Annotated in this window: 22 protein-coding genes, 1 other RNA gene and 1 pseudogene; 5 read left to right on the top strand and 19 right to left on the bottom strand. The window is 41.9% G+C overall.

All coding sequences use genetic code 11. The annotated features are described in order from the left end of the window. Positions 1 to 364: 364 nt before the first annotated feature. Complete coding sequence (locus H6G76_RS06535; RefSeq protein ID WP_190697229.1) at positions 365 to 2,464, top strand: response regulator; 2,100 nt, start codon at positions 365 to 367, stop codon at positions 2,462 to 2,464. On the opposite strand, the gene H6G76_RS06530 is transcribed toward H6G76_RS06535, so the two are convergent. The 3 genes from H6G76_RS06530 to ssrA all read right to left on the bottom strand — a co-directional run bounded on the left by H6G76_RS06530 (position 2,461) and on the right by ssrA (position 5,259). Then, entirely contained in the window at positions 2,461 to 3,792 is a 1,332-nt protein-coding gene (locus tag H6G76_RS06530) for a sensor histidine kinase (protein ID WP_190697226.1), read from the bottom strand. The genes H6G76_RS06535 and H6G76_RS06530 overlap by 4 nt on opposite strands. Before the next feature lie 202 nt (positions 3,793 to 3,994). After that, complete coding sequence (locus H6G76_RS06525; RefSeq protein WP_190697213.1) at positions 3,995 to 4,531, bottom strand: methanogen output domain 1-containing protein; 537 nt, start codon at positions 4,529 to 4,531, stop codon at positions 3,995 to 3,997. Between the two features lie 338 nt (positions 4,532 to 4,869). Further along, positions 4,870 to 5,259, bottom strand: a transfer-messenger RNA (tmRNA) gene (gene ssrA, locus H6G76_RS06520). Positions 5,260 to 5,354: 95 nt separating this feature from the next. Between ssrA and H6G76_RS06515 the strand changes: the two are divergent. The 4 genes and pseudogenes from H6G76_RS06515 to H6G76_RS06500 all read left to right on the top strand — a co-directional run bounded on the left by H6G76_RS06515 (position 5,355) and on the right by H6G76_RS06500 (position 7,128). Further along, positions 5,355 to 5,930 (top strand): annotated as a pseudogene (locus H6G76_RS06515) (Uma2 family endonuclease). Between the two features lie 135 nt (positions 5,931 to 6,065). Further along, entirely contained in the window at positions 6,066 to 6,320 is a 255-nt protein-coding gene (locus tag H6G76_RS06510; RefSeq protein ID WP_190697210.1) for a type II toxin-antitoxin system Phd/YefM family antitoxin, read from the top strand. Then, positions 6,313 to 6,579, top strand: a complete 267-nt coding sequence (locus H6G76_RS06505; protein WP_190697207.1) for a Txe/YoeB family addiction module toxin — start codon at positions 6,313 to 6,315, stop codon at positions 6,577 to 6,579. Before H6G76_RS06510 ends, H6G76_RS06505 begins: the two co-directional genes overlap by 8 nt. Before the next feature lie 180 nt (positions 6,580 to 6,759). Beyond that, positions 6,760 to 7,128: a helix-turn-helix domain-containing protein gene (locus H6G76_RS06500; RefSeq protein ID WP_397333623.1), complete on the top strand. Its 369-nt coding sequence runs from the start codon at positions 6,760 to 6,762 to the stop codon at positions 7,126 to 7,128. 244 nt (positions 7,129 to 7,372) lie between these two features. Here the strand turns inward: H6G76_RS06500 and H6G76_RS06495 are convergent, their stop codons facing one another. From H6G76_RS06495 to carB, 16 genes are all read right to left on the bottom strand, one after another. Continuing rightward, complete coding sequence (locus tag H6G76_RS06495; RefSeq protein WP_190697204.1) at positions 7,373 to 7,687, bottom strand: hypothetical protein; 315 nt, start codon at positions 7,685 to 7,687, stop codon at positions 7,373 to 7,375. 332 nt (positions 7,688 to 8,019) lie between these two features. After that, a complete protein-coding gene (locus H6G76_RS06490) occupies positions 8,020 to 8,967 on the bottom strand; it encodes a F0F1 ATP synthase subunit gamma (RefSeq protein ID WP_190697201.1) in 948 nt (315 codons plus the stop codon). A 95-nt stretch (positions 8,968 to 9,062) separates the two neighbouring features. Beyond that, a complete protein-coding gene (gene atpA / locus H6G76_RS06485; RefSeq protein ID WP_190697198.1) occupies positions 9,063 to 10,583 on the bottom strand; it encodes a F0F1 ATP synthase subunit alpha in 1,521 nt (506 codons plus the stop codon). A gap of 125 nt (positions 10,584 to 10,708) precedes the next feature. Beyond that, positions 10,709 to 11,263, bottom strand: coding sequence for an ATP synthase F1 subunit delta (gene atpH / locus H6G76_RS06480; protein ID WP_190697195.1), 555 nt, complete (start codon positions 11,261 to 11,263; stop codon positions 10,709 to 10,711). Next, on the bottom strand, positions 11,263 to 11,832 hold the full coding sequence (locus tag H6G76_RS06475; protein WP_190697192.1) for a F0F1 ATP synthase subunit B: 570 nt from the start codon (positions 11,830 to 11,832) through the stop codon (positions 11,263 to 11,265). The genes atpH and H6G76_RS06475 overlap by 1 nt, the downstream gene beginning before the upstream one ends. Before the next feature lie 132 nt (positions 11,833 to 11,964). Then, positions 11,965 to 12,396 (bottom strand): F0F1 ATP synthase subunit B', encoded by a 432-nt coding sequence (locus H6G76_RS06470; protein WP_190697188.1) that lies wholly within the window; start codon positions 12,394 to 12,396, stop codon positions 11,965 to 11,967. 183 nt (positions 12,397 to 12,579) lie between these two features. Further along, positions 12,580 to 12,825, bottom strand: coding sequence for an ATP synthase F0 subunit C (gene atpE, locus H6G76_RS06465; protein WP_015112744.1), 246 nt, complete (start codon positions 12,823 to 12,825; stop codon positions 12,580 to 12,582). A gap of 151 nt (positions 12,826 to 12,976) precedes the next feature. Further along, positions 12,977 to 13,738, bottom strand: a complete 762-nt coding sequence (atpB, locus tag H6G76_RS06460; RefSeq protein WP_190697185.1) for a F0F1 ATP synthase subunit A — start codon at positions 13,736 to 13,738, stop codon at positions 12,977 to 12,979. 247 nt (positions 13,739 to 13,985) lie between these two features. Further along, positions 13,986 to 14,471 carry an ATP synthase subunit I gene (locus H6G76_RS06455; protein ID WP_190697182.1) on the bottom strand — a complete coding sequence of 162 codons (486 nt, stop codon included), beginning with the start codon at positions 14,469 to 14,471 and terminating at the stop codon, positions 13,986 to 13,988. 555 nt (positions 14,472 to 15,026) lie between these two features. Then, on the bottom strand, positions 15,027 to 16,211 hold the full coding sequence (locus tag H6G76_RS06450; protein ID WP_190697180.1) for a class I SAM-dependent methyltransferase: 1,185 nt from the start codon (positions 16,209 to 16,211) through the stop codon (positions 15,027 to 15,029). 167 nt (positions 16,212 to 16,378) lie between these two features. Continuing rightward, positions 16,379 to 17,044: a phycobilisome degradation protein NblB gene (nblB, locus tag H6G76_RS06445; protein ID WP_190697178.1), complete on the bottom strand. Its 666-nt coding sequence runs from the start codon at positions 17,042 to 17,044 to the stop codon at positions 16,379 to 16,381. 113 nt (positions 17,045 to 17,157) lie between these two features. Then, positions 17,158 to 17,616, bottom strand: a complete 459-nt coding sequence (locus H6G76_RS06440) for a CBS domain-containing protein (RefSeq protein ID WP_190697175.1) — start codon at positions 17,614 to 17,616, stop codon at positions 17,158 to 17,160. Positions 17,617 to 17,740: 124 nt separating this feature from the next. Then, on the bottom strand, positions 17,741 to 18,178 hold the full coding sequence (gene mutT / locus H6G76_RS06435) for an 8-oxo-dGTP diphosphatase MutT (protein ID WP_190697172.1): 438 nt from the start codon (positions 18,176 to 18,178) through the stop codon (positions 17,741 to 17,743). A gap of 396 nt (positions 18,179 to 18,574) precedes the next feature. Further along, on the bottom strand, positions 18,575 to 18,922 hold the full coding sequence (locus H6G76_RS06430) for a DUF760 domain-containing protein (protein ID WP_190697169.1): 348 nt from the start codon (positions 18,920 to 18,922) through the stop codon (positions 18,575 to 18,577). 226 nt (positions 18,923 to 19,148) lie between these two features. After that, positions 19,149 to 20,147: an RNA polymerase sigma factor, RpoD/SigA family gene (locus H6G76_RS06425; protein WP_277883075.1), complete on the bottom strand. Its 999-nt coding sequence runs from the start codon at positions 20,145 to 20,147 to the stop codon at positions 19,149 to 19,151. A gap of 689 nt (positions 20,148 to 20,836) precedes the next feature. After that, positions 20,837 to 24,100 (bottom strand): carbamoyl-phosphate synthase large subunit, encoded by a 3,264-nt coding sequence (gene carB, locus H6G76_RS06420; RefSeq protein ID WP_190697166.1) that lies wholly within the window; start codon positions 24,098 to 24,100, stop codon positions 20,837 to 20,839. Positions 24,101 to 24,604 lie beyond the last annotated feature (504 nt).

Below are 24,604 nucleotides of genomic sequence, written 5' to 3'. Positions count from 1 at the left end.
AGCAGAAACGTGAAATTTGACATTTCTATATTTACAGCAGATTTCACGTTAATGAGGTAAAAATTTTCCTAAAAAATTTATATCCCAAAAGACTTTCCCGCCTGTTAGCTGTTACCTGTTCCCTAATGTAAATCTGCTGCTTGACATAACAATGCTATAGCAATTCTCTAAAATGAGGCAACAGATGGAAATTAGGAAAGTCTTACTGGAGCTAGATTTCTTAATTGCGAATTGCGAATTGCGAATTGCGAATTGATATTAGTTATTCAGGTTGAGAAAAACTTTGACGTGTCATAATATTTCAAGCAATCCCCTGTGAAGAGATTGAAACTATAATTTTATTGACTTAAAGTACGATAAACTCATGCAGCCTGAACCCAAAGTCAACATCCTTTTGGTAGATGACAAACTAGAAAATTTGTTGGCACTAGAGGCAATCTTAGAAAGACTAGGAGAAAACTTAGTTAAAGCAACGTCTGGAGCCGAGGCTTTGCGGTGTCTGCTGCATCAAGATTTTGCGGTGATTTTGCTAGATGTACAAATGCCGGGAATGGATGGTTTTGAAACGGCAAGTCTCATCCGTTCGAGAGGGCGATCGCTTCAAACTCCTATTATCTTTTTGACAGCCTTTAGCACCAGTGACCAAATGCTATTCAAAGGCTATGCTTTAGGGGCGGTTGATTATTTGCTTAAACCCATAGATGCTAATATCCTGATATCAAAAGTTACGGTATTTGTTGAGCTATTTAAAAAAACTCAAGCAATTAAAGAACAAGCAGCCCAACTTGCAGCTATTAATACGGAACTACGGCAAAGTGAAGAGCGATTCCGTTCACTGAGTACTTGTTCTCCGGTAGGGATTTTTGAGATAGATACGGCAGGACAATGTAAGTACACGAATCCTCATTATCAGGCAATCTGTGGTTTGAGCGCGTCCGAAAGTTTGACAAAAATTTGGCTAGAATTTGTACATCCAGAAGAACAAGAACGCGCTCAAGCCAGTTGGTCTACTTACCTTGATAAAGGTATGCGAGACTATTTGGAAGATTTTCGGTTTTTAACTGCTAATAATAGTCTCCGTTGGGTACAGGTGCGCTCATCTAGAATGGTTTCTGCTCAGGGTAAATTACTAGGGTATGTAGGCACTCTCGAAGATATTACTGAACGTAAGCTAGCCGAAGAAGTTCGCGCTCAAGTGATTCGAGAACAAACGGCTAGACAAGAAGCAGAAGCGGCAAATCGGATGAAAGATGAGTTTTTAGCAGTTCTTTCTCATGAACTCCGTACACCTTTAACCTCAATGCTGGGTTGGTCAAAAATTCTACGTTCTAAGAAACTCGACGACCAAGCTACAGCTAAAGCTTTAGAAGCTATTGAACGCAATGCCACATCTCAAGTGCAACTGATTGAAGATATTTTAGATGTATCGCGGATCATTCGTGGTCAGCTAAAACTGAATTTGTGTGCAGTCAATTTAATCTCGGTCGCAGAAGCAGCTTTAGAAGCAGTGCGTCCCCTAGCTGATGCCAAAAGTATCCAAATAAATCCTATTCTGGATTCTTCCATTGGTTCAGTTTGCGGCGATCCTGCGCGTTTGCAGCAAGTAATCTGGAATTTACTAACTAATGCCATTAAGTTCACGCCCAAGGGTGGTAGTGTAGATGTCCATTTAGACGCTGTACACTCAACTGATAAAGAAAGTTGTGAGCTATTTCCCTGCGGAGAAATTACGCTTTCTGCAGGTTCTGCGCCTGTTCGCTTCGTTACGTCTTCTTATGCTCAAATTCAGGTGATTGATACAGGGATTGGCATAGAGCCAGATTTTTTACCAAAAGTATTTGAACGTTTCCGCCAAGCAGATAGTACCACAACGCGATCGCACAATGGATTAGGTTTAGGACTAGCGATCGTCCGACATTTAGTAGAACTACACGCAGGTCAAATTCTAGCAGACAGTCCCGGAGCAGGGCAGGGAGCGACTTTTACTATCAGACTACCGTTAATGCCAAATAGTAGTGCTAGTAATCAAGCCGAACACGTCATTGACTACACAGATGGCGATCTGCCTCTGGCAGGTTTGAAGGTGTTAGTTGTAGACGATGAAACCGATACTCGCAATTTTTTGGCATTCATGTTTGAAGAGTATGGGGCGAAGGTTACAGCTGTAGCATCAGTTGATACAGCCTTGGTCATACTCGAACAAACAAAGCCAAATATCTTAATTAGCGACATCGGTATGTCAGAGCAAGATGGTTACAGTTTAATTCAAAAAGTCCGAGCTTTAGCACCAGAAAACGGTGGTAGCATTCCGGCGATCGCTTTAACAGCTTTTTCACGCGAAGAAGACCGTTTAAAAGTTTTAGCAGCCGGCTTTCAACAGTACTTAACCAAACCTATTGACCCAGATAATTTAATTGATGTAGTGACTAATGTTTTAAAGTTACCGCAAGTTTGGGTTAGTTAAGGGACTTCCACAATAGGCAACTCAATACTAAATTCCGTTCCCCAAGCGGAATCGGACATCATATTAATTCGCCCATTATGGCTGTCGATAATTTGGTAACTAATGGATAACCCTAATCCTGTCCCTTGACCAACTGGCTTAGTAGTAAAGAAGGGATTAAATATTTGATGATGAATCTGGGTGGGAATACCGTTACCGTTATCCTTGATACGAATGGCAATGTAGCGATCGCTGAGTTGTTCTGTGCGAATCCAGATGCGATTAGAATGATTTTGTGTTGATTCTGGCGATGCGCTACGCTCTGATCGCAACTTTTCAGCTTCTTCTAAAGCATCAATCGCATTGTTCAAAATATTCATCAATACTTGATTGATTTGCCCAGGAGAACAATAAACCAAAGGCAATTCACCATATTCTTTAATTACTTCAATACCAGAATACTGAGTTCTAGGATTGAGGCGGCTTTGTAAAATCATTAATGCAGCCTCTAAACCCTCATGAATATCAACTAGTTTGAATGTTGCTTCGTCTAATCGAGAAAAGTTTCGCAAGGATTTTACAATCTCCGCAATACGCTGGGAACCCATCATCATGGAAGAGAGTAAATTTTTGATATCTTTTTCCAGAAAATCAAGCTCCAGTGTTTCAATTGTCTCTTGAATAACTTCGCTTGGATGGGGATATTCTTGCTGATAAAGATGAATTAGGGTTAGCAAATCATCATAGTATTCACTGGCGTATGTTAGATTCCCATGAATAAAGCTAATTGGATTATTAATTTCATGGGCAATTCCTGCAACTAACTGTCCTAAGCCAGACATCTTTTCTTTTTGGACAGATTCAAGAGCGTTTTGTAATTTAATTAGAGTGTGTTTTAAGGTTTCATTTGATTGGGCTAATTCTAGCTGAATGCACTGACGCTGTTGAATCTCCTGACTCAGGGCATGAATTTTCTGGTTCAGCACAACAAATTGATTACTTGTTCGCTTTTCTAACCGCAGTAAATTAATAGCTGGACTATCGTGCGATCGCGGTTGGATAACTGCTCCTTGACTACGACAAGCAATTCCTTCTCCCACAGCTTGGTGAATAGTAAAAGCACCCAAAATCATTTGCCGACTTTGGGCGCAAACTCGAAGATAGTCGCTTACTTTTTGGGGACAATCAGTGACAAACTCACTCAACTGCTGACCAATCAGTGCTTTACTGGTTTTGCTAAACAGTTTAGTAGCAGCTTGATTGACTGCCAAAATTTCCCCTGTGCTAGTTATAAGCAGCAGAGGTTCTGGTAAAACCTGGGCAAAGATTAAAAATTGATCGGGTGTCATGAGCTTGAAGTATCGCAGCAGGATCTTTACCTGTGTCAAAAATACTAACAAAGTAATAGTTAACAGCCTCAGCCATGTTTTAGGGAATCAACTTTAGCCAGTACGTATAGCAGGGAAACAAATAACAGGCAAAGGGTTGAGGCTAAGGTTAGCGTGTGAGTATTTCAACCTTAGCCTGTCTATATTCTATTTAATACTGCTACTATGCTTTGAAGTATTCTTGTCCGGCAAACCCATCTAATGATTGGCTAGGTTGAAGATGAATGACGACTGTGCATTCCTTTGCACCTCTAGCAATTGTGTCTTGTAACTCAACTCTGGCATAGCCGAGATTATCTGCTGCGATCGCACCAAAAATATTAGATGTCATGACACACATAGCCTCGCGCCCTTCTACCTGTTCTGCAAAGGGACATTTGCGATTGCCTAAAACTATCTTCTCATCACTTTCTTCAATTACGTAAAAGTCACCTTGAATCCGGCGTTTCCAATCTACAAGGACAGCAGTTACCTGCTCACGCGAAAGATTAGATAGTTGCAAACCGTTATGATATATCTGATTAACGTGCTGTCCTGTTCGATAGCCGACTACATTCAAAAATCCTGCTGCCTCTTCAATACCAACAACATCTTGTAAAGTTCCAGCCAATTCTCGAATGATAGTACGGAGAAATTGATCGCGCTCAATTGGTAATTCTAAAGACTGTACTTGGTGGTCGAGCGAAGATGTTTGAATCATGATGGAGTTCCTGAAAATTTACATAGAGGCTAATCAATAGCAATTGGTGAAAGGAAAGTCAGCGAAGCCTCAAAATTTATTCCTTAAGTGCTATTGACACCCAACTAAGTTTAGTTTTCCCTTACTAGTTGCAAAACTCACATCAACTTAGGCTAATACTGAATGGCACTCGTAGACATCGCTTGCTATCCAAATGCTTGAGAATTCAGCAATAGCAAATGTTTTCGGAGAGTGACAGAACAGGGTCATAATACCCGGAAAGTGACAGAAGAGGGCTAATTATTACTAGGTCTAAAAAAAATCCACCTAACAATTTAGGTGGATTTGTTGATTGTATTTAGTGGATCCGAGCAGAGTCGAACTGCTGTCCAAATTGGGTATTGACCCCCCGCTCATTCACAGGTTTAGCCTTTCTGACCCTCAAGGCGGGAATCGTTCATTATCCCGAACGTAGGATGCTCTGATTTAATCTTAGCTAACAAGCCAACCAGAGAACGCTTGTTAGAGCATCCGTTGGGGGTTGGTCTCTAATCCTTAACGGAGTCAAACTAGAGACGCTCGAACCTATAAGAGGCGTTTTAGGCAGCTACTAGAGCTTCCCGACGAGCAAATTTTACGATATTATTCGCATTTACTTTTTTTTGAGCCTTTGATTTGCGAGAGGAGACTCACTCTCGACCTGAATCACAGAGTAGCGTTCGCCAACCTGTCGAAACCGTTACGGACCCATGTGCTTCATATATTCATTATAGTTCCTGGTGAAGAAAATGTGTTACAAGATGACAAAGAAATATTAAATTCTCATTCTGCACCTTTAACTGTCATGAGCCAGACTACAGGCGGAGTTCGCTGGACAATTCAAGATGTTGCAGCGTTACCTGATAACGAATGGATTCGTTATGAAATCATTGACGGAGAATTGTTGGTGACGCGATCGCCCCACCATAAACATCAGCACGTAATTGGATGTATCTTTTCCGTACTAAACACTTGGTCTATAGAGAGTGGTTGAGGCGAACCCTCCATTATGCCAGGACTAATTTTTTCAGACTCCGATAATGTAGCTCCCGATGTAGTGTGGGTGAGTTATGAAAGGTTGGCGCAAATTCAAGATGAAGCGGGACATTTTCGCGGCACACCAGAACTAGTAGTAGAAGTGCTGTCACCTGGAAAAGCTAATGAAGACCGCGACAGATTAGCCAAGTTAAAATTGTATTCCGTTCAGGGAGTTCAAGAGTATTGGATTGTTGACCACATCGCCCAAAGAATTGAAGTCTATCGCCGAGAAAATGCACAGTTAAAACTAGTGACGACGTTGCTTGTGGATGATGTGATTACCTCACCGTTACTGCCTAACTTTGCCTGTGAAGTAGCACGTCTTTTTATATCACGCAGTTAGGTCAAGTAAATGCAAGCTGTAGAAAGTAGACTGTGACCATAGAGCATTTAAATATTGATTTTGCACTTGCTTGGGATTGCTGAAGATATTTTGGAACGCTAAACTTGTACAATAAACAGTACAAGAGTAAAGTAAATGAAAGTTGTGTCTTTTAGCGAAGCGAGAAATAATCTCAAGGCTGTTTTAGACCGCGTGGTAGAAGATGCTGACTATACAATCATCACCAGACGGGATGCGGAGGATGCCGTAGTGATGTCGCTAGAATTATTTAATAGTTTGCTGGAGACTGTTCATTTACTGAAGTCTCCCGCTAATGCTGCCCATTTAGAGCGTTCTATTGCTCAGTTCAAGCAGGGGCAAGTGGTGGAGCGAAATTTGTTGGATGACTAGAAAGCTAGCATGGACGGATGAGGCTTGGAACGATTATCTATATTGGCAACAGCAAGATAAGAAAACGTTAAAACGAATTAACAAGCTCATCGAGGCAACAATCAGACTACCGTTTGAGGGCATAGGAAAGCCAGAAGCACTGAAGGAGAATCTAGCTGGTTTTTGGTCACGGCGAATTGATGATACCAATCGGTTAGTTTATGCTGTGGATGATGAGTATTTAACGATTATTGCTTGTAGATATCATTATTCTGATTGAAGCCCTGCTGAATCTTTGATCAGTGAAACTACATTTGAGTGCGATCGCTCCACCCAATTTATTATTATGCTTTCTCTGGATAGACTGATATCAATCATCCTAAGAAATCAAAACATGGTATCGCTACACCAAAACAAGATATTGAATTAGTAGAAAAGAGATTAAAAGCAGCTAAAGAGGATTATTTACAAGAGACTAAAAGGAGCGAGGGCAAGAACGATAGATAACCAGAATAAAGTTGTTAGTGGTAGTGGTAATGTATTTGCTGATTTAGGTTTATCTAATCCTGAAGAACGTTTAGTCAAAGCTGAACTTGCGATGAAAATTAGTGAAATTATTACTACTCAAAAACTAACTCAAGTTCAAGCTGCGGAAATTTTAGGTATAGATCAACCAAAAGTTTCTGCTTTAACTAGAGGCAAACTAAAAGATTTTTCAGTTGAAAGATTAATACGATTTTTGAATATTTTGGGTAATGATGTGGAAATTCGAGTCAAACCTAAACCAGAAAATCGTTCTTCTGCTTCTACTACTGTAGTTTGCTTTTAACTGTTGTGTGGTGCGATCTTGAATTATTGTGTAGGTTGGGTTAGACGCACGAAAAATCTTGATACTAAACAGACAATTCTATTTTGCGTCGTAACCCAACTTCAATGATTTTAGTAAACAAAAAATTCAGGTATAAAAGTTTGAGAATATTAAATTAACTACATAAAAATGTTGGGTTCCACTGCGTTACACCTAACCTACAGAAGATAGCATTCATACTGATTAAGCTGGGTAAAAATATTACTTATGATTGCAACTTGATATATTTTATAAATTTATTTACACAACTTGTATGCATTCCAAATTCTAAAGCTCTATCTATTTCTACAATAATATTTTTACAGAATAGACATTCTCTTTTGTACTTTTTTATAACGAATTTCTGAAAAACATCCTTTTGTTTCTCAGATAGGGTATTTACTCCTTTACTTATTACTAATTTAGTAATACCTAGTGCAGCCCCTTGAAGATACTCGCGATCAATTAGTATTTTTAGAAGCTCATTAAGACTTTTATCGTCATTGTTATTATTTTCTAAATTATTTTTATTACTGTTCATACATCACTATCATATTTTCTCTAGCGTGACTTTTATTCAAGAGATCGCCAACAGTGCAAATTCGGTTTATTGTTTAATGTGGACGTAAACCAACTTCAGATTTCCGGGTAATACTATCAGTATTATTTTGAGGTTTTAACTATTGCTAGCAAGTCTTTAAATTGCTCAAGTCCTTGTATATGATGGATTAGCATCGAGTCGTCATAGTTTCATTCCCTGACTTCTGAGTAAGTCAAAACTAAAATCTAATTGTCAAAAGCAAAAATAGCTAATCGCTAGTTTTAAAATCACCAGCAATTAGCTATTAATTGTAGTTACCAATTAACTTTTTCCTAACTCAGTGCTTCTGCACCGCCGACAACCTCTAGGAGTTCCTGAGTAATAGCGGCTTGTCGGGCTTTGTTGTAAGACAGCGATAGGTTTTTAATCAATTCACCAGCGTTATCGCTAGCGTTACTCATAGCTGTCATCCGCGCTGCTAGTTCACTGGCAGCAGATTCTTGTAATGCCCGTAGTAGCTGATTACTCAGATACAGGGGTAGCAAGGAATCCAGAATTTGTACTGGGTCTTGCTCAAAAATCATGTCGCTGGCTAAAGGTTGGACTTGAGAAGTTACTTTCTGCCGTTCAACTTCAAATTGACCGCCACGAGTTGTCAAGCGGAAGATTTCGTCGTCTGCTGCTTCTAAACCTTGAGTATCCAGAGGTAGCAAAGTTTGAACTACAGGACGAGAACTAACGAGGGAGACGAAACGAGTGTAGATTAATTCGATGCGGTCTACTTTTTCCGATAGGAACAAAGAAAGTAGTTCGTCTGCAATCTTATTAGCTTCAGCTGCGGTAGGAATTTGCTCTAAGCCACTGTAGGTAGCATCGATAGGCTGGTTCCGGCGTTGGAAGTATTGAGTAGCTTTACGACCGACCAAGACAAATGTGTAGTCTACACCTTCTGCCTTGAGTTCCTTGGCGCGGTTTTCAGCACGACGGATGACGTTGTTATTGTAACCACCGCACAAACCTCTGTCGCCTGAAATTACTAACAAGCCTACTGATTTAACTTCGCGCTTTCTCAGCAGAGGTAGGTTTGCGTCTTCAAACCGCAGACGGGTTTGCAAACCATATAGCACTTGCGCTAGTCTGTCAGCGAAGGGACGAGTAGCCAGCACTTGTTCTTGCGCCCGACGTACCCGCGCTGCTGCTACTAGCCGCATGGCTTCGGTGATTTTTTTAGTGTTTTTGACCGACTGAATGCGATCGCGTATTGATTTGAGGTTAGGCATATTTTTTGTTAGTAGTCAATGGTCAATTGTCAAAAGTCAAGGGTCAAAAGTCTTGGTCTTTGACTATTGACTCTTGACTCTGGACTGTTGACTAATTACGCTGCTGCTTTGAAGGTCTTTTTGTAATCGTCTAAAGCTGCCTTCAATGCTTTTTCTTCATCATCACCCAGCACTTTACTGCCTTGTACTGCTGTGTAATAAGGGTTAACACCAGATTTCAAGTAATCTCTGAAGCCCTTGGTGAAGGTGGTTACTTTATCTACAGCGATATCATCTAAGTAACCGTTAATACCAGCGTAAAGAATTGCTACTTGTTCAGCTACAGACAGAGGCTCGTTTTGAGACTGCTTCAACAGTTCCCGCAAACGTTGACCCCGTGCCAATTGGTCTTGGGTAGCTTTATCTAAGTCAGAAGCAAATTGCGCGAAGGCTTGGAGGTCGTCAAACTGTGCTAATTCCAGCTTAATCTTACCAGCAACTTTTTTCATTGCCTTGGTTTGTGCCGCAGAACCCACACGGGATACGGAAATACCAGGGTTTACAGCAGGACGGATACCAGCGTTGAACAAGTCAGAAGACAAGAAAATCTGACCGTCGGTGATGGAAATTACGTTGGTGGGAATGTAAGCGGATACGTCACCTGCTTGGGTTTCGATGATGGGTAGAGCAGTCATACTACCTTTACCCAATTCGTCGCTGAGTTTAGCTGCTCTTTCTAACAAGCGAGAGTGAATGTAGAATACGTCTCCTGGGTAAGCTTCCCGTCCGGGTGGGCGACGGAGTAGCAAGGACATTTGGCGATAAGCTTGTGCTTGCTTGGAAAGGTCGTCGTAAATTACGAGGGTAGCTTTGCCTTTGTACATGAAGTACTCAGCGATGGTAGCTCCGGTGTAAGGAGCCAAAAATTGTAGGGTAGCAGGGTCACTGGCGTTAGCTGCAACAACTACGGTGTAGTCCATTGCACCTTTTTCTTGTAGGGTTTGAACTACGTTAGCTACGGTAGAAGCTTTTTGACCAATGGCTACGTAGACGCAAACTACATCTTCACCTTTTTGGTTAATGATGGTGTCAATTGCGATCGCAGTTTTACCTGTTTGACGGTCGCCGATGATTAACTCACGCTGACCCCGACCGATGGGAATCATGGAGTCGATAGCGGTAATCCCGGTTTGCATAGGTTCGTGTACAGAACGACGAGCCACAATACCAGGTGCAGGAGATTCAATCAAACGGCTTTCGGTGGTTTTGATTTCGCCTTTACCGTCGATTGCACGACCTAAAGCGTCAACAACACGACCAACCAACGTGTCCCCTACGGGAACCTGAGCAATTCTGCCAGTTGCTCTAACAGAGCTACCTTCTTGGATTTGATTACCTGTACCCATGAGTACCGCACCCACGTTGTCTTCTTCCAAGTTTTGGGCGATACCAATGGTGCCATCTTCAAATTCTAAAAGTTCCCCAGCCATAGCCTTTTCTAGGCCATAAATCCGGGCAATACCGTCACCGACTTGCAGAACGGTACCAACGTTAGCAACTTTGACTTCTTGGTCGTATTGCTCGATCTGCTGTTGAATAATGCTGCTAATTTCGTCAGGTCTAATTGATATGCTCATGGTGTATGTTTTTCTTTTGCAACACGGAAGAAATAGTAATCAATATCGAAAAGTGCTAAAAAGTGCTGAGTACAGAGTGCTGAGTAAAATAATTCTCCCTTGCTCCCCTGCTCCCCTGCTTCTTGCTAGCCATTTGTCAAACGCAAAGACAAGCGACGTAGTTGACCACGTAAACTAGCGTCGATTACCTGTGAGCCGACTTTGATAATCACACCACCGATTAATTCGCCGTCTACTCTAGTTTCTAGTTCTACTTGACGAGCATTGGTGATGCCGATGACCTTCTGTTTAATTGCTTCCTCTTGCTCTGGTGAGAGGGGAACAGCAGAAGTTACTTCCGCTAATACAGTTTGATTCAGCTGCCGCAGCAATGCCAAATACTGCTTTAAAATCTGGTCTAAGAAGAAAATGCGTCGTTTGTCTACTAGCAGTAGCAAAAAGTTGCGTAAGAAGGGATTACCGCCTTCACCCAAGACTTGAGTGATCACCGCTTTTTTGCTTTCAGACGCAATAAAGGGGTTGTCGATAAAGTTCCGCAGTTGTTGAGAATTTTGCAACAATTCTAGTAAGGAACGAGCATCGTTACCGAACTCTTCTGTCAGATTTTTTGACTGGGCGACTGACATCAATGCCTGTGCATAAGGCTGGGCGATTTCGGCTGTTTCTATATTACTTTTCATTACCGTCCTCCCACCTGAGCGATGCTACGGTCAATTAGTGCCTGTTGAACATCGTCACCAACACCAGCTCGCAATTGTGATTCGACTTGCTGTAGTGCCAAAGCGGCTACGCGCTGCCGCAATTCGGTTAGCGCACGCTCTCTTTCGGTATTCAAGTCTGCTGCTGCTGTTTGTTTCAAGCGTTCTACGTCTTGTGCCGCTTTATCTAACAGAGCTGCTTTAGTTGCCTGGGCGTTTTCTTCGGCTGCTTGACGAATGCGTTGTGCCTCAGCTTGAGCCTGAGTCAACTGTTCTTGCGCTTGAGAAAGAGCCACTTGTGCTTCTTTTAAGCGTTGTTCTGCTTCCTGAATGACAGTTTCGATATTGGATCTGCGCTCGTTCAGGATATTGCTTAAAACTTTACGTCCAAAGTAGAATAGTATGCCAATCAGAATCACTAAGTTTATGAGATTGGTTTCTAAAATGTCTAGGTTTAGACCGAAACCACCTTCTGCTGCGCCTTCTGCCAATTCAGAGTGAACAGCTTGAGCTTCTGCGGCAAGTAATAAGAAAGTGCCCATGATAGCCATTTACAAGTGCGCTGCTCGCTTGCTAATAAGTTTTGTCTTCCCGTAGGAAAAAAGTGCCTGTTTGGACACTTAATTAAGCGCGCTGGGACAAATGCCCAGTTGCGCGTATGCTTTCGCTTGGCCAGTATCAGCTTATCTAGCTAAACTCGGCCCTAATAGTTTTTCTAGGATCTGCCTGCTGAGAGCATCAACTTGTTGTTCTAAGGAACGCATAGCTTCCTGCTTTTGTTGCTCTATTTCAATAGAAGCTTTTTCTCTTTGAGCTTGGGCTTCCTGTTGCGCCTCAGCAATTTTCTGGGCAGTAATTTTCTTAGCTTCAGCCTGAGCAGATTCTACAACAGCTTGCGATTGCCTGCGAGCGTCTGCTAGTTGTTGCTCATATTCTTGAGCTAGGCGTTCAGCCTTGGCTAGACGTTCCTTGGCTTCAAGGGTATTGGTGCGGATGTAATTATCGCGATCGTCCAGTACCTTGGTCAGTGGCTTATAGAAAATTACATTCAACAAGGCTGCCAACAGCAGGAACTGCAATGCCATAAAGGGCAAGGTAGCATCGAAATCAAACATTTCTCTCCTCTTTGGCTGGAGTAGCAGTTTTCATGGCTAGCAACGTTATCCAACCTTTCATATTTTAGAGACCCATAGCCACAAGGGTCAGCCTACATTAGAACTACTCAATACCCAAAATATTTTTGTTGTAGAGACGTGAATTATCACGGCTCTACACTACAAAAACTTTGAGGTCTTTGCTTATGCGAAGGGGTTAGCAAACAACAGTACTAGCGCGATTACTAGACCGTAGATGGTCAGGGATTCCATGAACGCCAAGGTTAACAGCAGAGTACCGCGAATTTTGCCTTCTGCTTCTGGTTGACGAGCAATACCTTCTACTGCTTGACCAGCAGCGTTACCTTGTCCAATACCAGGGCCGATTGCAGCCAAACCAATTGCTAGAGCAGCAGCCAGAACTGAAGCAGCAGAAACTAATGGATCCATTTTGATTTTCCTTGCTTTAAGTACAGAACTACAAAAGTAAATTAACTAGTAAAGACGTGTTTTTTTCACGCTGCACCGAGTTCTCGCAAATCGCACTTTGCGACGTTTTGAGCTTTGATGCTCGTCGGAACTGTGCTAACAACTGAGGGCTTCAATGCTCCTCATGCTCTTCGCCGCCGTGTCCTTCCATTGCCTCATGAATGTAGGCTCCAGCTAGGGTAGCAAATACTAGGGCTTGGATGGCACTAGTAAATAAACCCAAGGCCATTACAGGCAGAGGTACAAATAAAGGCACGAGCAGCACTAATACCGCCACAACTAATTCATCCGCCAAGATGTTACCGAAAAGACGGAAACTTAGGGAGAGGGGCTTAGTGAAATCTTCGAGAATGGCGATCGGCAACAGTACGGGTGTTGGCTCTATATATTTCTTGAAGTAGCCCAAACCGCGTTTGCTGAACCCTGCATAAAAGTAAGCCAGAGAAGTCAGCAGTGCCAATGCTACCGTCGTATTGATGTCATTGGTGGGAGCTGCTAATTCACCAGATGGCAGCTTAATTAGCTTCCAGGGAATTAAAGCACCTGACCAGTTCGATACGAAGATAAACAAGAACAATGTACCAATAAATGGGACCCAAGGGCGGTACTCTTTCTCACCAAGTTGGTTTTTTGCTAGATCACGAATAAATTCCAGGGCATATTCCATTAAGTTTTGGATACCACTGGGAACTTTTTGTATGTTCCGAGTAGCAGCTAGTGAAGCTATTACTAGAAGACTAATTACAAACCATGAGGTGAGAAAAACTTGCCCATGAATTTTAAGGTTGCCTAATTGCCAGTAGAAATGGTGTCCTACTTCTAATTCGGCTAGGGGAAAAGAATTAAAGGCGTTTAAGACACTAAGCATTTGCATTCTTCAAGCATTTTCCCCAACGAGCGAGGATGGGTGTATTGTCTTTAGTGAGCCTGACTGTTAATCAGTTATCAGTTGTCAGTTATCAGTTGTCAGTTTTGTTTCTTGGGTTAAAGTCCCTTACTTATTGGTGGTGCGCTTCTGCACACACCACAAACCTGATTACTGTTCACCCTTACGGGTTCGCCAGTCGCTCATGAGGGAGACCCCCAAGACCGCGCTGGCTCACTGTTCGCTGTTCACTGTTTTAAGAATCAGGAAGGAACGCAGTTTGCACCGTATAGACGAGGAGCGTGGCTTTGTAGGTAAGAAATCCCAAAAAAATGGGCATTACGTGTAGATCGTTCCATTGAGTTGCTAGTATAATCAACCCAATAAATAAAGCAAAACGATTTTTGCTTAGACGATTTTTTTCAGCACCCAATCGCTCAACGTCATTAGCTAGCATCTTTAAGTAAACCACACCTGTACACGCCCCAATTAAATAATTCAGGGCAATGTTTAGTGAATAAAAAATCCACACAGAGATAAATATAATCCCCGTCAAAACAAGTGTGATTACCAACAACTTCTGATAGAGTTGATAGAACTCCTGCATAGAAGTGTTGACTGGTTCTGTGTCCTCAAAACCAGATGGAGAATCTTGTTGTGTTGTCGGAGGGGGTGCAATTGGTTCTTCTGACAAGCTCACGGGACTTGAAACCAGTACAGCTAACTTATTATGACTGCACATTCAGTCAGCTGAATCATATCACGATCCGGTAACAATACTTTAGAAAAAAACAATTAACTTCTTGTTTCTGACTCAAGCGCAACAGATAGCAGGTAATGGGTAACAGGTGACAGACAACAGTTTAAAAGTCTTTTACTGTCTAATTTTTATCATCTGTTAATGTTCTGAACACATGGATTGTTGCTATTAATTAAGCTTTGAGCAGGGACAAAGTGAGCGTAAATTTAGGAATCAGGTGAAGGGAAGATGCGATGCGATCGCCTGAAATTTTCCTAACCCATGTACAATTGCTTTTTTCTGAGATAGTTAAGTGACCTCCAGAAGGTTTGTGTAATCACATACTGAATGTATCGGGAAAGCTGGAGTTTAGAAAATTTAGTCGGTGCTTGAGGGGGGTAGACGCAAAGCGTCTTGTCGTTAGACATCACACCAAGGCGAATTTGACTAAACTCCAGCCGTTGGAGTTTGTACTACCCACTAGAGGGGGCATTGCTGTGTACTTTCTTAATTTACATTAGTTTCGCCAAAATTGCTTGGGGGCGATCGCTCATGATCTTACAATCCAGGTGTCAACATCACCAACTGCTGCTTAACCAAGCTTCTTACAGCAGCCAATTCTAACGGCACATTTGTCAAAATCTCTGCTACTGTCACCTTCCCGTCACAGGCTTGCATAAACTCCAACTCTGCTGTTGACAAGTTAACAATTTGGTAATCGTAATTAAATATACATTGGCTAGGGAAGCCATCGATACAAGGATTAAGTTCAGGAATTGCTGACAATAGATGCTCATCATTTGACCAGTCAGCTTTGGCGATGGGAGGACGACCGAGGAAAAATTCGTAATGGGTGACTTCTGGATCTAATAATTCTATTAAGCGATAACGTTGACGCTCATTTAAGTTATTTGCTCGTTCAATTAACTCTGGTGCTTTGCTTAAAAGTCTATCTAATTGCCAAAAACCAGGATTGGAAAAGCCAATAAATTCTAAACCAGACGCATCAATTAATTCAAAAAGTGTCTCAACGTTGTAATCAATTTCTTGCGGATGAACGTACATATCAGCAAAACATTCATCGCGCTGGTTTTCCATTGCCCAACGTTGTTTTTCGTATTTGACAAGACGATTATTTTCTGGTAGTGATGAAAAGATTTGTCGTCCGACTTGCACGCCATCGCGGTAATCTCCACGCTTCTCATTTTGGAGGAGGGCGATCGCTTTTTGCATTAATTGAATTTCCCAGCGTCCCAATTCGCCATACACAAAAATGTGCATTAAACCGCCTGGGGCTAATTTTTTTGCTAAAGCTTGAATACCACGAATCGGGTCAGGTAAGTGATGTAAAACGCCTACACAATTAATTAAATCAAATTCACCCGGCAATTGTTCCACATCGTAGATGCTGAGGTTATGAAATTCAACGCGGTTTGCACCTGAACGCTGACAACGTTCTTTGGCGACGGCTAAAGCACCAGCACTCAGGTCAATTCCCACGACGGAAGCTTGGGGGTTGAGGTGAACCAAGTATTCTGTACCTACACCTGTACCGCAGCCAGCATCTAAAATGCGGATGTCTTGCTTTTGCGGTTTTTGACCTGTGCAGAAGTTATAAGCTGCTAACCAATTCCAACGCCAGTTATAGCCTGGTGGTGGTTCATCTAGCAGGGGTTCTGGGGGAAAGGGATATGTGTTGTAAAGTTTGGCAACAGCAGCACTAACGCTTTGGGAATCTGACATGATGAGCAAAATCGCAGCATTTCTGAGTTTAGCGAATACTGGGTACTTAAGGAATGCAGAATAATCCCGTTATTGTTTCTAGGTATTATTTCTCTCACGCTTGTTGCCTAAGATAATAAGATAAACGCACCTTGAATCATCAATAGTGCGTTACGCTAAAGTGATGATTAAACAGTCTGCAACGATCTCTGCGCTTCAAGGGCGACTGCCTCTATTTCATCATTCACTAGAGTTTCTAATATCGATTTGGCTTCTACACCGCCTAACCGCGCTAAGGCTTGAACAACTCGATAGCGAATTTGCCAATCGGGATTAGTAGCATAGGGAGCTAATAGCGAAATTGCCTCGGTATTGCCTAACTCTCCAAAAGAACTAATAGCAGCTGTTTGGATTAATTCATTTTCGGATGTAAGTGCTTCTTTGAGTAAGTCAAAAGAACGAGGATCGCCTAATTCTCCTAATGTGGCAATGATGCTGAACTGGACTAACCACTCACCAGTAGAGTGGTAAAGCTGTTGTAAATCTGCAAAAGCATCGTGTAGTTTCAATGCTCCTAAACAGTCTGCGGCAGCTGCTTGCACATCAGCTTCAGGGTCATTGAGCAAGCGATCGCGTAAAATATCCAAAGATAATTGCAAATCCTGCGTGCCGAGTGTATCCATCTGGCTCACAGCAGAGTACCGAACTCTAGAGTTGCTATCACCTATAGCAATTTGCACCAGTTCTAAACCAATTACAGGTTCTAGTTCGCGGATATGATTAACAGCGCGTAAGCGATCACCCAAATCCTCAGAACTGAGCATTTGTCTTACCGACTCAGGAGTAATACTCATTCAATTAACCTAATTTCAAAGATGTTTTAAAAAATGTCCATAGTCAATAGTCAAATGTCCATAGTCAATAGTCAAGAAACTCTTAACAACTGACTATTGACAAATGACTATCATTAACTTGCAGCCATTGCCCGAATCACATCACCACGGGTAAGAATGCCAACTACTTGACCTTCACTATCTAATACAGGTAAGCGATGTACACTGCGATCGTGCATTGTTTGGGCTGCTTCTTTTAGAGTTTTGTTTGGAGAAATAGTTACGGGATTTTTGCTCATAACTTCCCCAACTGTTTGCCCCAAAGCTTTATGCAAATCGCGATCATAAGTAGCAGGATTTTTTAAATAGATCACACTATCCAAAAACATGATGTAGGCAGGTGGAGTTACACCAGTTTCTTGCCACATTAAATCTGTCTCTGAGATAATCCCTATTAATTTACCGACATCATCCACCACAGGTAGCCCACTGATACGTTTCTCTGCCAAAATCTGAATGGCTTCCTTAAGAGGAGTTTCTGCACGAACAACAATCGGGTCACGGCTCATTACGTCGGCAACAGTTTTAGACATTTACTTGCTGACACCATTTCTTACAGGTTTCTGCGATTATTGTAGAAAATTGCCGGGATGAACTTAATTGAGTTAATAGATTGTTACTTGTGGACAATAGTCATTTTTTGTTCTACTGTTCATTTTAAAGTGGGTCATTTGTGATTTTTCCGTACACAGCACTTTTCAAAGCGGCGATAATTTGACTGTTCGCTTGGGGAAAAGCATAATCTTCTAGTTCATCTAAACTTACCCAACGAATTTCGTCACATTCTAGGGGTTGGGGAATACCTGCTAAGAGGTGACAGTGATGCACGGTTAAAGTTACACGTAAATGAGTATAAGTATGGTCAATGGTAATTAAATGCTCTTTGACTGCTATTTCTATACCCAGTTCTTCGGCTATTTCCCGCCTAATACATTCTTCTATTGTTTCTCCAGGCTCAATTTTGCCACCAGGAAATTCCCACAAACCGCCCATTGCACCTTGTGGACGACGGCGGTCAATTAAAATTTGCTGTTGGTCGTTCCAAATTACGGCGACACCAATAATTTTATGTGGGATAGAACTAATTTCGCTCATAGTTTATCGGGCTGATAGGTGACTCATCAAAAAACTCGGCAGGCTAATTTTATGTCTGCCGAGTTTCTATAGATTAATAGTCCAAATAACTTTTAATTTATTAAATATTGTCGCAGATGTCGCTTGAAGTCTCAAGTTATGGCTTGACTACTATTTCTTAATCGTAGTGCTTTGTTAACGTACTACTATTAAATTCAAACGATATTCCCATTAGTAAAATCCTAACTGCGCTAACGAGTTGTAACTTATTATGGATTTCGCTAACGCTTTACAGGGATTTAGAATTTAGGGAAGGTTGATTATTAGGATTCTGCACGAGATTAGTTTGTGATATATATCGTAGCTTTGACTGGAGATAAACTCCATACTTGTCAATTTTGGAGAACGATGCCATCACTATTCAATTTCTTGATTATCGGTTTCGGTTCCTTGTAATGCCATTTCAAAATCCATTCTTTGTTCAGCGTTACGCAAGAAATAACCGCTAATCATTGCAGAAGCAAGCAGACGACCAAGACTTTCCCGGCTGGTGGTAATGGTCATGTTAAAATGTTCGGGTGGTAAGTTGCCTAACAAACCAACAATATTTCTTTCCATCACTTGGAATACTTCGGAAGATGTTGGTTTAGATAACTGGCTAACTGTTTCAGGGCTTAAAGATTTAACATATTGCCACAGCAAGTTGCTGGTTTCTGACGCATCGCTGTTAAAAAATTCTGAAACTTGATTGGGTTGGTTACTCACGTTTGCCTCCTATACTACCGTTGCTGGCTGCTATGTTTGCAACTGAGATAATAAGTGCCTGCTGTCTATTTAACTTAGCTGCCGTGTTAGTGTTCCTATTAAATAATTTAACAGGCACATTCTCATTTAGAAGTCGGTGTAACCGTACCAAAAGCAGAGTGTTTTCTCGCCTAATGGTCATTAGTTATTTGTGAACTACTAATGACAAAAAATAAAGGATAAAAGACTAACTCGCCAAATACTCATTCATCGCAGCTTTGGATTTGCGGAGTTTGTTTAAAGCTTCGCGTTCGATTTGACGAACTCGTTCACGGCTGATCTTGAGAATTTCACCAATTCTGGCGAGAGTTAGAGCTTGACCATCAATTAAGCCAAAGCGTAAGGTAATTACTTCTCGCTGCTGAGGGGTGAGTTCTTCCATGATTCGCTCTAAATCATAGGAAAGAGAAGTTTGAATGACAAATTCTTCGGGAGAAGCACCTGGGTCTTCCAACATTTCTCCGAGTTCGGTGTCGTAGTTATCTCCCAATCGCAAATCTAAAGAAAGGGGTAAACGTGCTTTTTCTAAATACTCTCGTACCTGTTTGGGCGTTAAGTCTAATTCTTGTGCCAACTCTCCTACCGAGGGTGCGCGTCCTAGTTTTTGAGATAACTGACGCTGGGCTTTTTTGATTTTATTTAATTTTTCGGTAATGTGAATTGGTAGTCTAATAGTACGGGCTTTTTCCGCGATCGCCCGTGTAATTGCTTGCCGAATCCACCAGTAAGCATAGGTAGAAAACCGATAACCTTTGGTAGGGTCAAACTTTTCTACGCCCCGTTGCATTCCAATGCTACCTTCTTGGATCAGGTCAAGTAAGTCTACGTTGCGCTTAATATATTTCTTCGCTACAGACACGACTAAGCGCAAGTTGGCTTCGACCATTTTACGTTTAGCAATCTCACCTTCGGCGATCGCTAAGTTTAACTCTGTTGTATCTAGCTTGGCCTGGTTTGCCCACTCTTCTAATGTTGGTTCCCGACCTAACTGGCTAGCTAGGGATTCTCGCATTTCTTGTAAAGCAGATGAACGCTGCACCTGTTTGCCATAGCGAATTTCTTCTTCATGGGTTAACAGTGGTACACGGCCAATCTCACGCAGATAAGTCCGAACCAAGTCTGTGGCTGTCGGAGCGGTTTTTACGGCACTACTCATGGATGATGTTGGGTTGATTGCTTGAGTCATTAACTAAGTAAATTACTAATAGATGTTTGCTGGTAAGACTTTCCAGTTTTACTGGAAGCCTTGTTTTGGTTTACAATTTACGCGCCCGTGATCGGTTGCTTTTATTAATCAAAATTAGGTTATTAACTGCTAGACGTTACAGTTTTTTCTCTGTTTGTGCAAGTATCTACGGATAGAGAACAGTAACTAGAGCAACAAGATTTTTTATTTGAACTTTATTAAAAATTGTAACATTTATGAGAAATTTTGAAAAGCCTAGCTGTTTTGAAATGATTGGATTTTGGAATGGTTATGATAGGTTGATAACCTCTATTGCCGATAAATTAGGAATTTTTCGCAGAATATGAGAATAATGTTGCCAGAAAAGTTATTTGTTGATTTTGTCTCTGGGATTTAGGCTTAAACACTTATTAGCTATAACTTTAGCATCAGTATAATAACATCATCTTTCTCCGGGGTTTGCTTAAGTAAATTAATAAATATCCTTAAAAAGAAAAATAATTTACTCATATTTGTTAAAATATCTCAATAAAAACCATAATGTTTCTTCTATAATAATTACTTAATTTTTCTTGTAAATACTGCTTAAAGCAGATTCATAAAAAAAGGGTAAGAGGCAAGTTAAATCTTTAAACTGCCCCAAACCCCTCATACTCCAGTAAAGTTAGTTGCCCCTGCCAGGCAAAGAGCTACTCAAGGTTGAGAAAATAATCTTGGAGTCCTTTTACGTCCAAAGTGGTATTTTGCAGAGAACGAATTGCGGCGACTGTGGCCTTAGCACCAGCAATGGTTGTGATAATGGGAATTTTGTAAGCCAAGGCTGTGCGACGGATAAGCCTAGCATCAGTGTGCGCTTCTTCGCCAGAAGGCGTGTTGATGATGAGTTGAATTTTCTGGTTTTTGATTGCATCAAGGACGTGGGGACGACCTTCATGGAGTTTCAGTACTAACTCAACATTTAATCCTTGTTCTTGAAGTGCTTTACCTGTGCCGAAGGTCGCCATAACTGTAAAACCTAAGTCGATAAATTCCTTGGTTACAGGAACAGCTGCCGCTTTGTCGCGATCGCTCATCGACACAAATACAGTACCTTTGAGGGGTAAACGCTCACCAGCAGCTAATTCTGCCTTGGCAAAGGCGCGACCAAAATCGCTGTCAATGCCCATCACCTCACCAGTCGAGCGCATTTCTGGCCCTAACAGCGTATCTGTACCTGGGAATTTATTAAACGGTAGAACTGCTTCCTTAACAGCAATGTGAGCAGGTATAACTTCTTGAGTAAAACCTAATTCCTCAAGAGTTTTACCCGACATAATTAAGGATGCCAACTTCGCTAGTTGTACACCTGTGGCTTTAGAAACAAAGGGTACAGTCCGAGAAGCGCGGGGGTTGGCTTCGAGAATGTAAACTTGGGGAGAGTAGGAGCCGACACCCACAACAGCGAACTGAATATTCATCAACCCGACAACTGAAAGTGCTTGCGCGAGTTGCACAGTCCAAGTGCGGATTTGATTAAGAACTGCTGGCGGGAGAGAAATAGAAGGTAAAGAGCAAGCGGAGTCGCCAGAGTGAATTCCGGCTTGTTCAATATGTTCCATGATGCCACCAATCACCACCCTGCCAGTATGGTCAGCGATCGCATCTACATCAACTTCTATCGCATTCTCTAAGAATTTATCAATTAAAATTGGATGTTCTGGCTCTACCTGTACCGCAAAGGTCATGTAACGTTCCAGTTCGGTATCAGAGTAGACAATTTCCATTGCGCGTCCACCTAATACATAGCTAGGACGCACCACGACAGGATAACCAATGCGTTTCGCAACAATCAACGCATCTTCATAACTCCGCGCAATACCATTAGGTGGTTGAGCAATATTTAACTGTTTCAGAATCTGCTCAAACCGTTCCCGGTTTTCGGCACTGTCGATAGAATCTGGTGATGTACCCCAAATTTTAGTGTTCAGCCCTGAGTTGTCAGCGTTGAGTGCTTGTTGCAGAGGTAGTGATAATTTTAATGGTGTTTGTCCACCAAACTGAACAATAATTCCTACAGGATTCTCAGCTTCGATGATGTTGAGAACATCTTCTTTAGTTAATGGCTCAAAGTAAAGGCGATCGCTAGTATCGTAGTCAGTAGAAACTGTCTCTGGGTTGGAGTTGACCATGATTGTTTCATAGCCTGCTGCTTTCAAAGCATAAGCAGCATGACAGCAACAATAATCAAATTCAATTCCTTGACCAATGCGGTTCGGCCCGCCACCCAAAATCATCACCTTGGGTTTATCTGTGGGTAAAACTTCTGTTTCGTCTTCGTAAGTAGAATAGTAATACGGCGTAAAAGCTTCAAACTCAGCCGCACAGGTGTCTACAGTTTTATAAACTGGCACCACTCCCAATTCTTTACGGTATGCCCTAACTTCATCTTCTGTGGTTTTGGTGGCAAAAGCAATTTGGCGATCGCTATATCCTTCCCGCTTTACATCATATAGTTGTTCTTTTGTCAACTGTTTTAATGGCGTGCGCTTGAGGAATTTTTCTGTTTCCAACAATTGCTGCATTTTATCTAAAAACCAAGGGTCAATCGCTGTTAGTTCGTAGATTTCTTCATTAGTTAATCCTACTTGCATTGCATGACGCACAGCAAAAATGCGATCGGGATTAGGTGTCCGCAATAAGGCACGAATTTGTTCGCCACTAGGTAATTTTTCTGCTTGGTCGCAACCCCAACCAGCACGCCCAGTTTCTAAAGAACGCAATGCTTTTTGGAAGGATTCGTTAAATGTCCGTCCCATCGCCATTGCTTCGCCTACCGACTTCATCTGTGTAGTCAGCACTGGTTCTGAACCAGGGAATTTTTCAAAAGCGAAGCGGGGGATTTTTGTGACTACATAATCAATTGTCGGCTCAAAGGATGCGGGGGTTTTCTTAGTAATATCGTTATTAATTTCATCTAAGGTGTAGCCTACAGCCAACTTTGCAGCCATCTTAGCAATGGGAAACCCTGTTGCTTTAGAAGCTAAAGCCGAACTGCGGGAAACACGGGGATTCATTTCAATTACAACTACATCCCCAGTCACGGGACTGACCGCAAACTGAATATTAGAACCGCCAGTTTCTACGCCAATCTCGCGGATAATTTTAATGGACATATCCCGCAACCGTTGATATTCCTTGTCGGTCAGGGTTTGGGCGGGTGCAACGGTAATAGAGTCGCCTGTGTGAATCCCCATCGGGTCAAGGTTTTCGATAGAACAGATAATCACAACGTTATCTGCCAAGTCGCGCATGACTTCTAATTCATATTCTTTCCAACCGAGGAGAGATTGGTCGATGAGAATTTGCGAAACGGGGCTGGCATCAATCCCCACCTGTGCCATTTCTTCAAATTCTTCTTGGTTGTAGGCAATACCGCCACCAGTACCGCCCATTGTAAAGGCAGGACGGATAATTAGGGGATAAGTACCAATTTTACGAGCGATCGCTTTAGCTTCTTCCAAAGATGAAGCTGTGCCACTAGGGCATACTTCCACGCCTATCTTGGCCATCGCTTCATTAAATAGTTTCCGGTCTTCAGCTTTTTCGATCGCTGCTAACTTAGCACCAATTAACTCTACATTATATTGATCTAGAACACCGTTTTTGGCTAGGGTAACGGCTATATTCAAGGCGGTTTGTCCTCCCATTGTCGGGAGTAAAGCATCTGGGCGTTCTTTAGCGATCACCTTTTCGACTATCTCTGGTGTCAACGGCTCAATATAAGTGCGATCGGCCGTTTCTGGGTCAGTCATAATAGTTGCTGGATTGGAATTGACCAACACCACTTCATAGCCTTCTTCTCGCAAAGCTTTGCAGGCTTGGGTTCCAGAATAGTCAAACTCACTGGCTTGCCCAATCACAATGGGGCCAGAGCCTAACAGTAATATTTTTCGGATGTCTTGACGGCGGGGCATAGTCTTCGGGTTGGAGTAAAAGAATACAAATCCTGTTTATTTTAAGGGTCTTTGCCCTTAGTAATCTTGTCTATTATCAAGTTTTCCGGGTTGGATCGTAGCAGACAGAGAAGAGGAATAGGGGAAAAAAGTATGAAGTATGAAATTTCATCCATGAGCCACCTGCCACCTGACCAAGCCCCGTTGGGGCGGGGTGTGGGGAAAGGGACAGCCCCAACAACCGCAATCGTAAAAGCCCCCACCAATGCCGTCTTCCCTACACCCTTCTTTTTGACAAATGCATATCTTTTACTATCTCATGCGTTTTACTCTTCTTTGTCTATTTTTTGTGTATCCAGTTTTAATTAATTCTTAAGAGCTAACAACTTGATGATGTGCAAATGATTTTTATTTAGAAACGATAGTAATTTTAATAACTATGAATTATTGCTATATAGTTATTTATATTTGCATTCACTGTAACGTTTTAATAATTAAAAATATTTTGTAAATAAATAGTTGCTA

The sequence above is a fragment of the Nostoc sp. FACHB-152 genome (assembly GCF_014697475.1).
GTDB lineage: Bacteria > Cyanobacteriota > Cyanobacteriia > Cyanobacteriales > Nostocaceae > Nostoc_B.
Note: the sequence above shows the minus strand (reverse complement) of the source record. Positions and strands in the feature narration are given on the sequence as shown.

Excerpts from the sequence above, each read along its gene's own strand:
- H6G76_RS06470 (WP_190697188.1), bottom strand. The coding sequence starts at position 12,396 with ATGTTTGATTTCGATGCTACCTTGCCCTTTATGGCATTGCAGTTCCTG.
- H6G76_RS06510 (WP_190697210.1), top strand. The coding sequence starts at position 6,066 with ATGAAAGTTGTGTCTTTTAGCGAAGCGAGAAATAATCTCAAGGCTGTT.
- H6G76_RS06530 (WP_190697226.1), bottom strand. The coding sequence starts at position 3,792 with ATGACACCCGATCAATTTTTAATCTTTGCCCAGGTTTTACCAGAACCT.
- H6G76_RS06425 (WP_277883075.1), bottom strand. The coding sequence starts at position 20,147 with ATGACTCAAGCAATCAACCCAACATCATCCATGAGTAGTGCCGTAAAA.
- mutT (WP_190697172.1), bottom strand. The coding sequence starts at position 18,178 with ATGAGCGAAATTAGTTCTATCCCACATAAAATTATTGGTGTCGCCGTA.
- H6G76_RS06525 (WP_190697213.1), bottom strand. The coding sequence starts at position 4,531 with ATGATTCAAACATCTTCGCTCGACCACCAAGTACAGTCTTTAGAATTA.
- H6G76_RS06475 (WP_190697192.1), bottom strand. The coding sequence starts at position 11,832 with ATGGCTATCATGGGCACTTTCTTATTACTTGCCGCAGAAGCTCAAGCT.
- H6G76_RS06535 (WP_190697229.1), top strand. The coding sequence starts at position 365 with ATGCAGCCTGAACCCAAAGTCAACATCCTTTTGGTAGATGACAAACTA.
- carB (WP_190697166.1), bottom strand. The coding sequence starts at position 24,100 with ATGCCCCGCCGTCAAGACATCCGAAAAATATTACTGTTAGGCTCTGGC.
- H6G76_RS06455 (WP_190697182.1), bottom strand. The coding sequence starts at position 14,471 with ATGTGCAGTCATAATAAGTTAGCTGTACTGGTTTCAAGTCCCGTGAGC.
- atpH (WP_190697195.1), bottom strand. The coding sequence starts at position 11,263 with ATGAAAAGTAATATAGAAACAGCCGAAATCGCCCAGCCTTATGCACAG.
- nblB (WP_190697178.1), bottom strand. The coding sequence starts at position 17,044 with ATGAGTATTACTCCTGAGTCGGTAAGACAAATGCTCAGTTCTGAGGAT.
- atpE (WP_015112744.1), bottom strand. The coding sequence starts at position 12,825 with ATGGATCCATTAGTTTCTGCTGCTTCAGTTCTGGCTGCTGCTCTAGCA.
- atpA (WP_190697198.1), bottom strand. The coding sequence starts at position 10,583 with ATGAGCATATCAATTAGACCTGACGAAATTAGCAGCATTATTCAACAG.
- H6G76_RS06495 (WP_190697204.1), bottom strand. The coding sequence starts at position 7,687 with ATGAACAGTAATAAAAATAATTTAGAAAATAATAACAATGACGATAAA.
- H6G76_RS06450 (WP_190697180.1), bottom strand. The coding sequence starts at position 16,211 with ATGTCAGATTCCCAAAGCGTTAGTGCTGCTGTTGCCAAACTTTACAAC.
- H6G76_RS06440 (WP_190697175.1), bottom strand. The coding sequence starts at position 17,616 with ATGTCTAAAACTGTTGCCGACGTAATGAGCCGTGACCCGATTGTTGTT.
- H6G76_RS06490 (WP_190697201.1), bottom strand. The coding sequence starts at position 8,967 with ATGCCTAACCTCAAATCAATACGCGATCGCATTCAGTCGGTCAAAAAC.
- H6G76_RS06505 (WP_190697207.1), top strand. The coding sequence starts at position 6,313 with ATGACTAGAAAGCTAGCATGGACGGATGAGGCTTGGAACGATTATCTA.
- atpB (WP_190697185.1), bottom strand. The coding sequence starts at position 13,738 with ATGCAAATGCTTAGTGTCTTAAACGCCTTTAATTCTTTTCCCCTAGCC.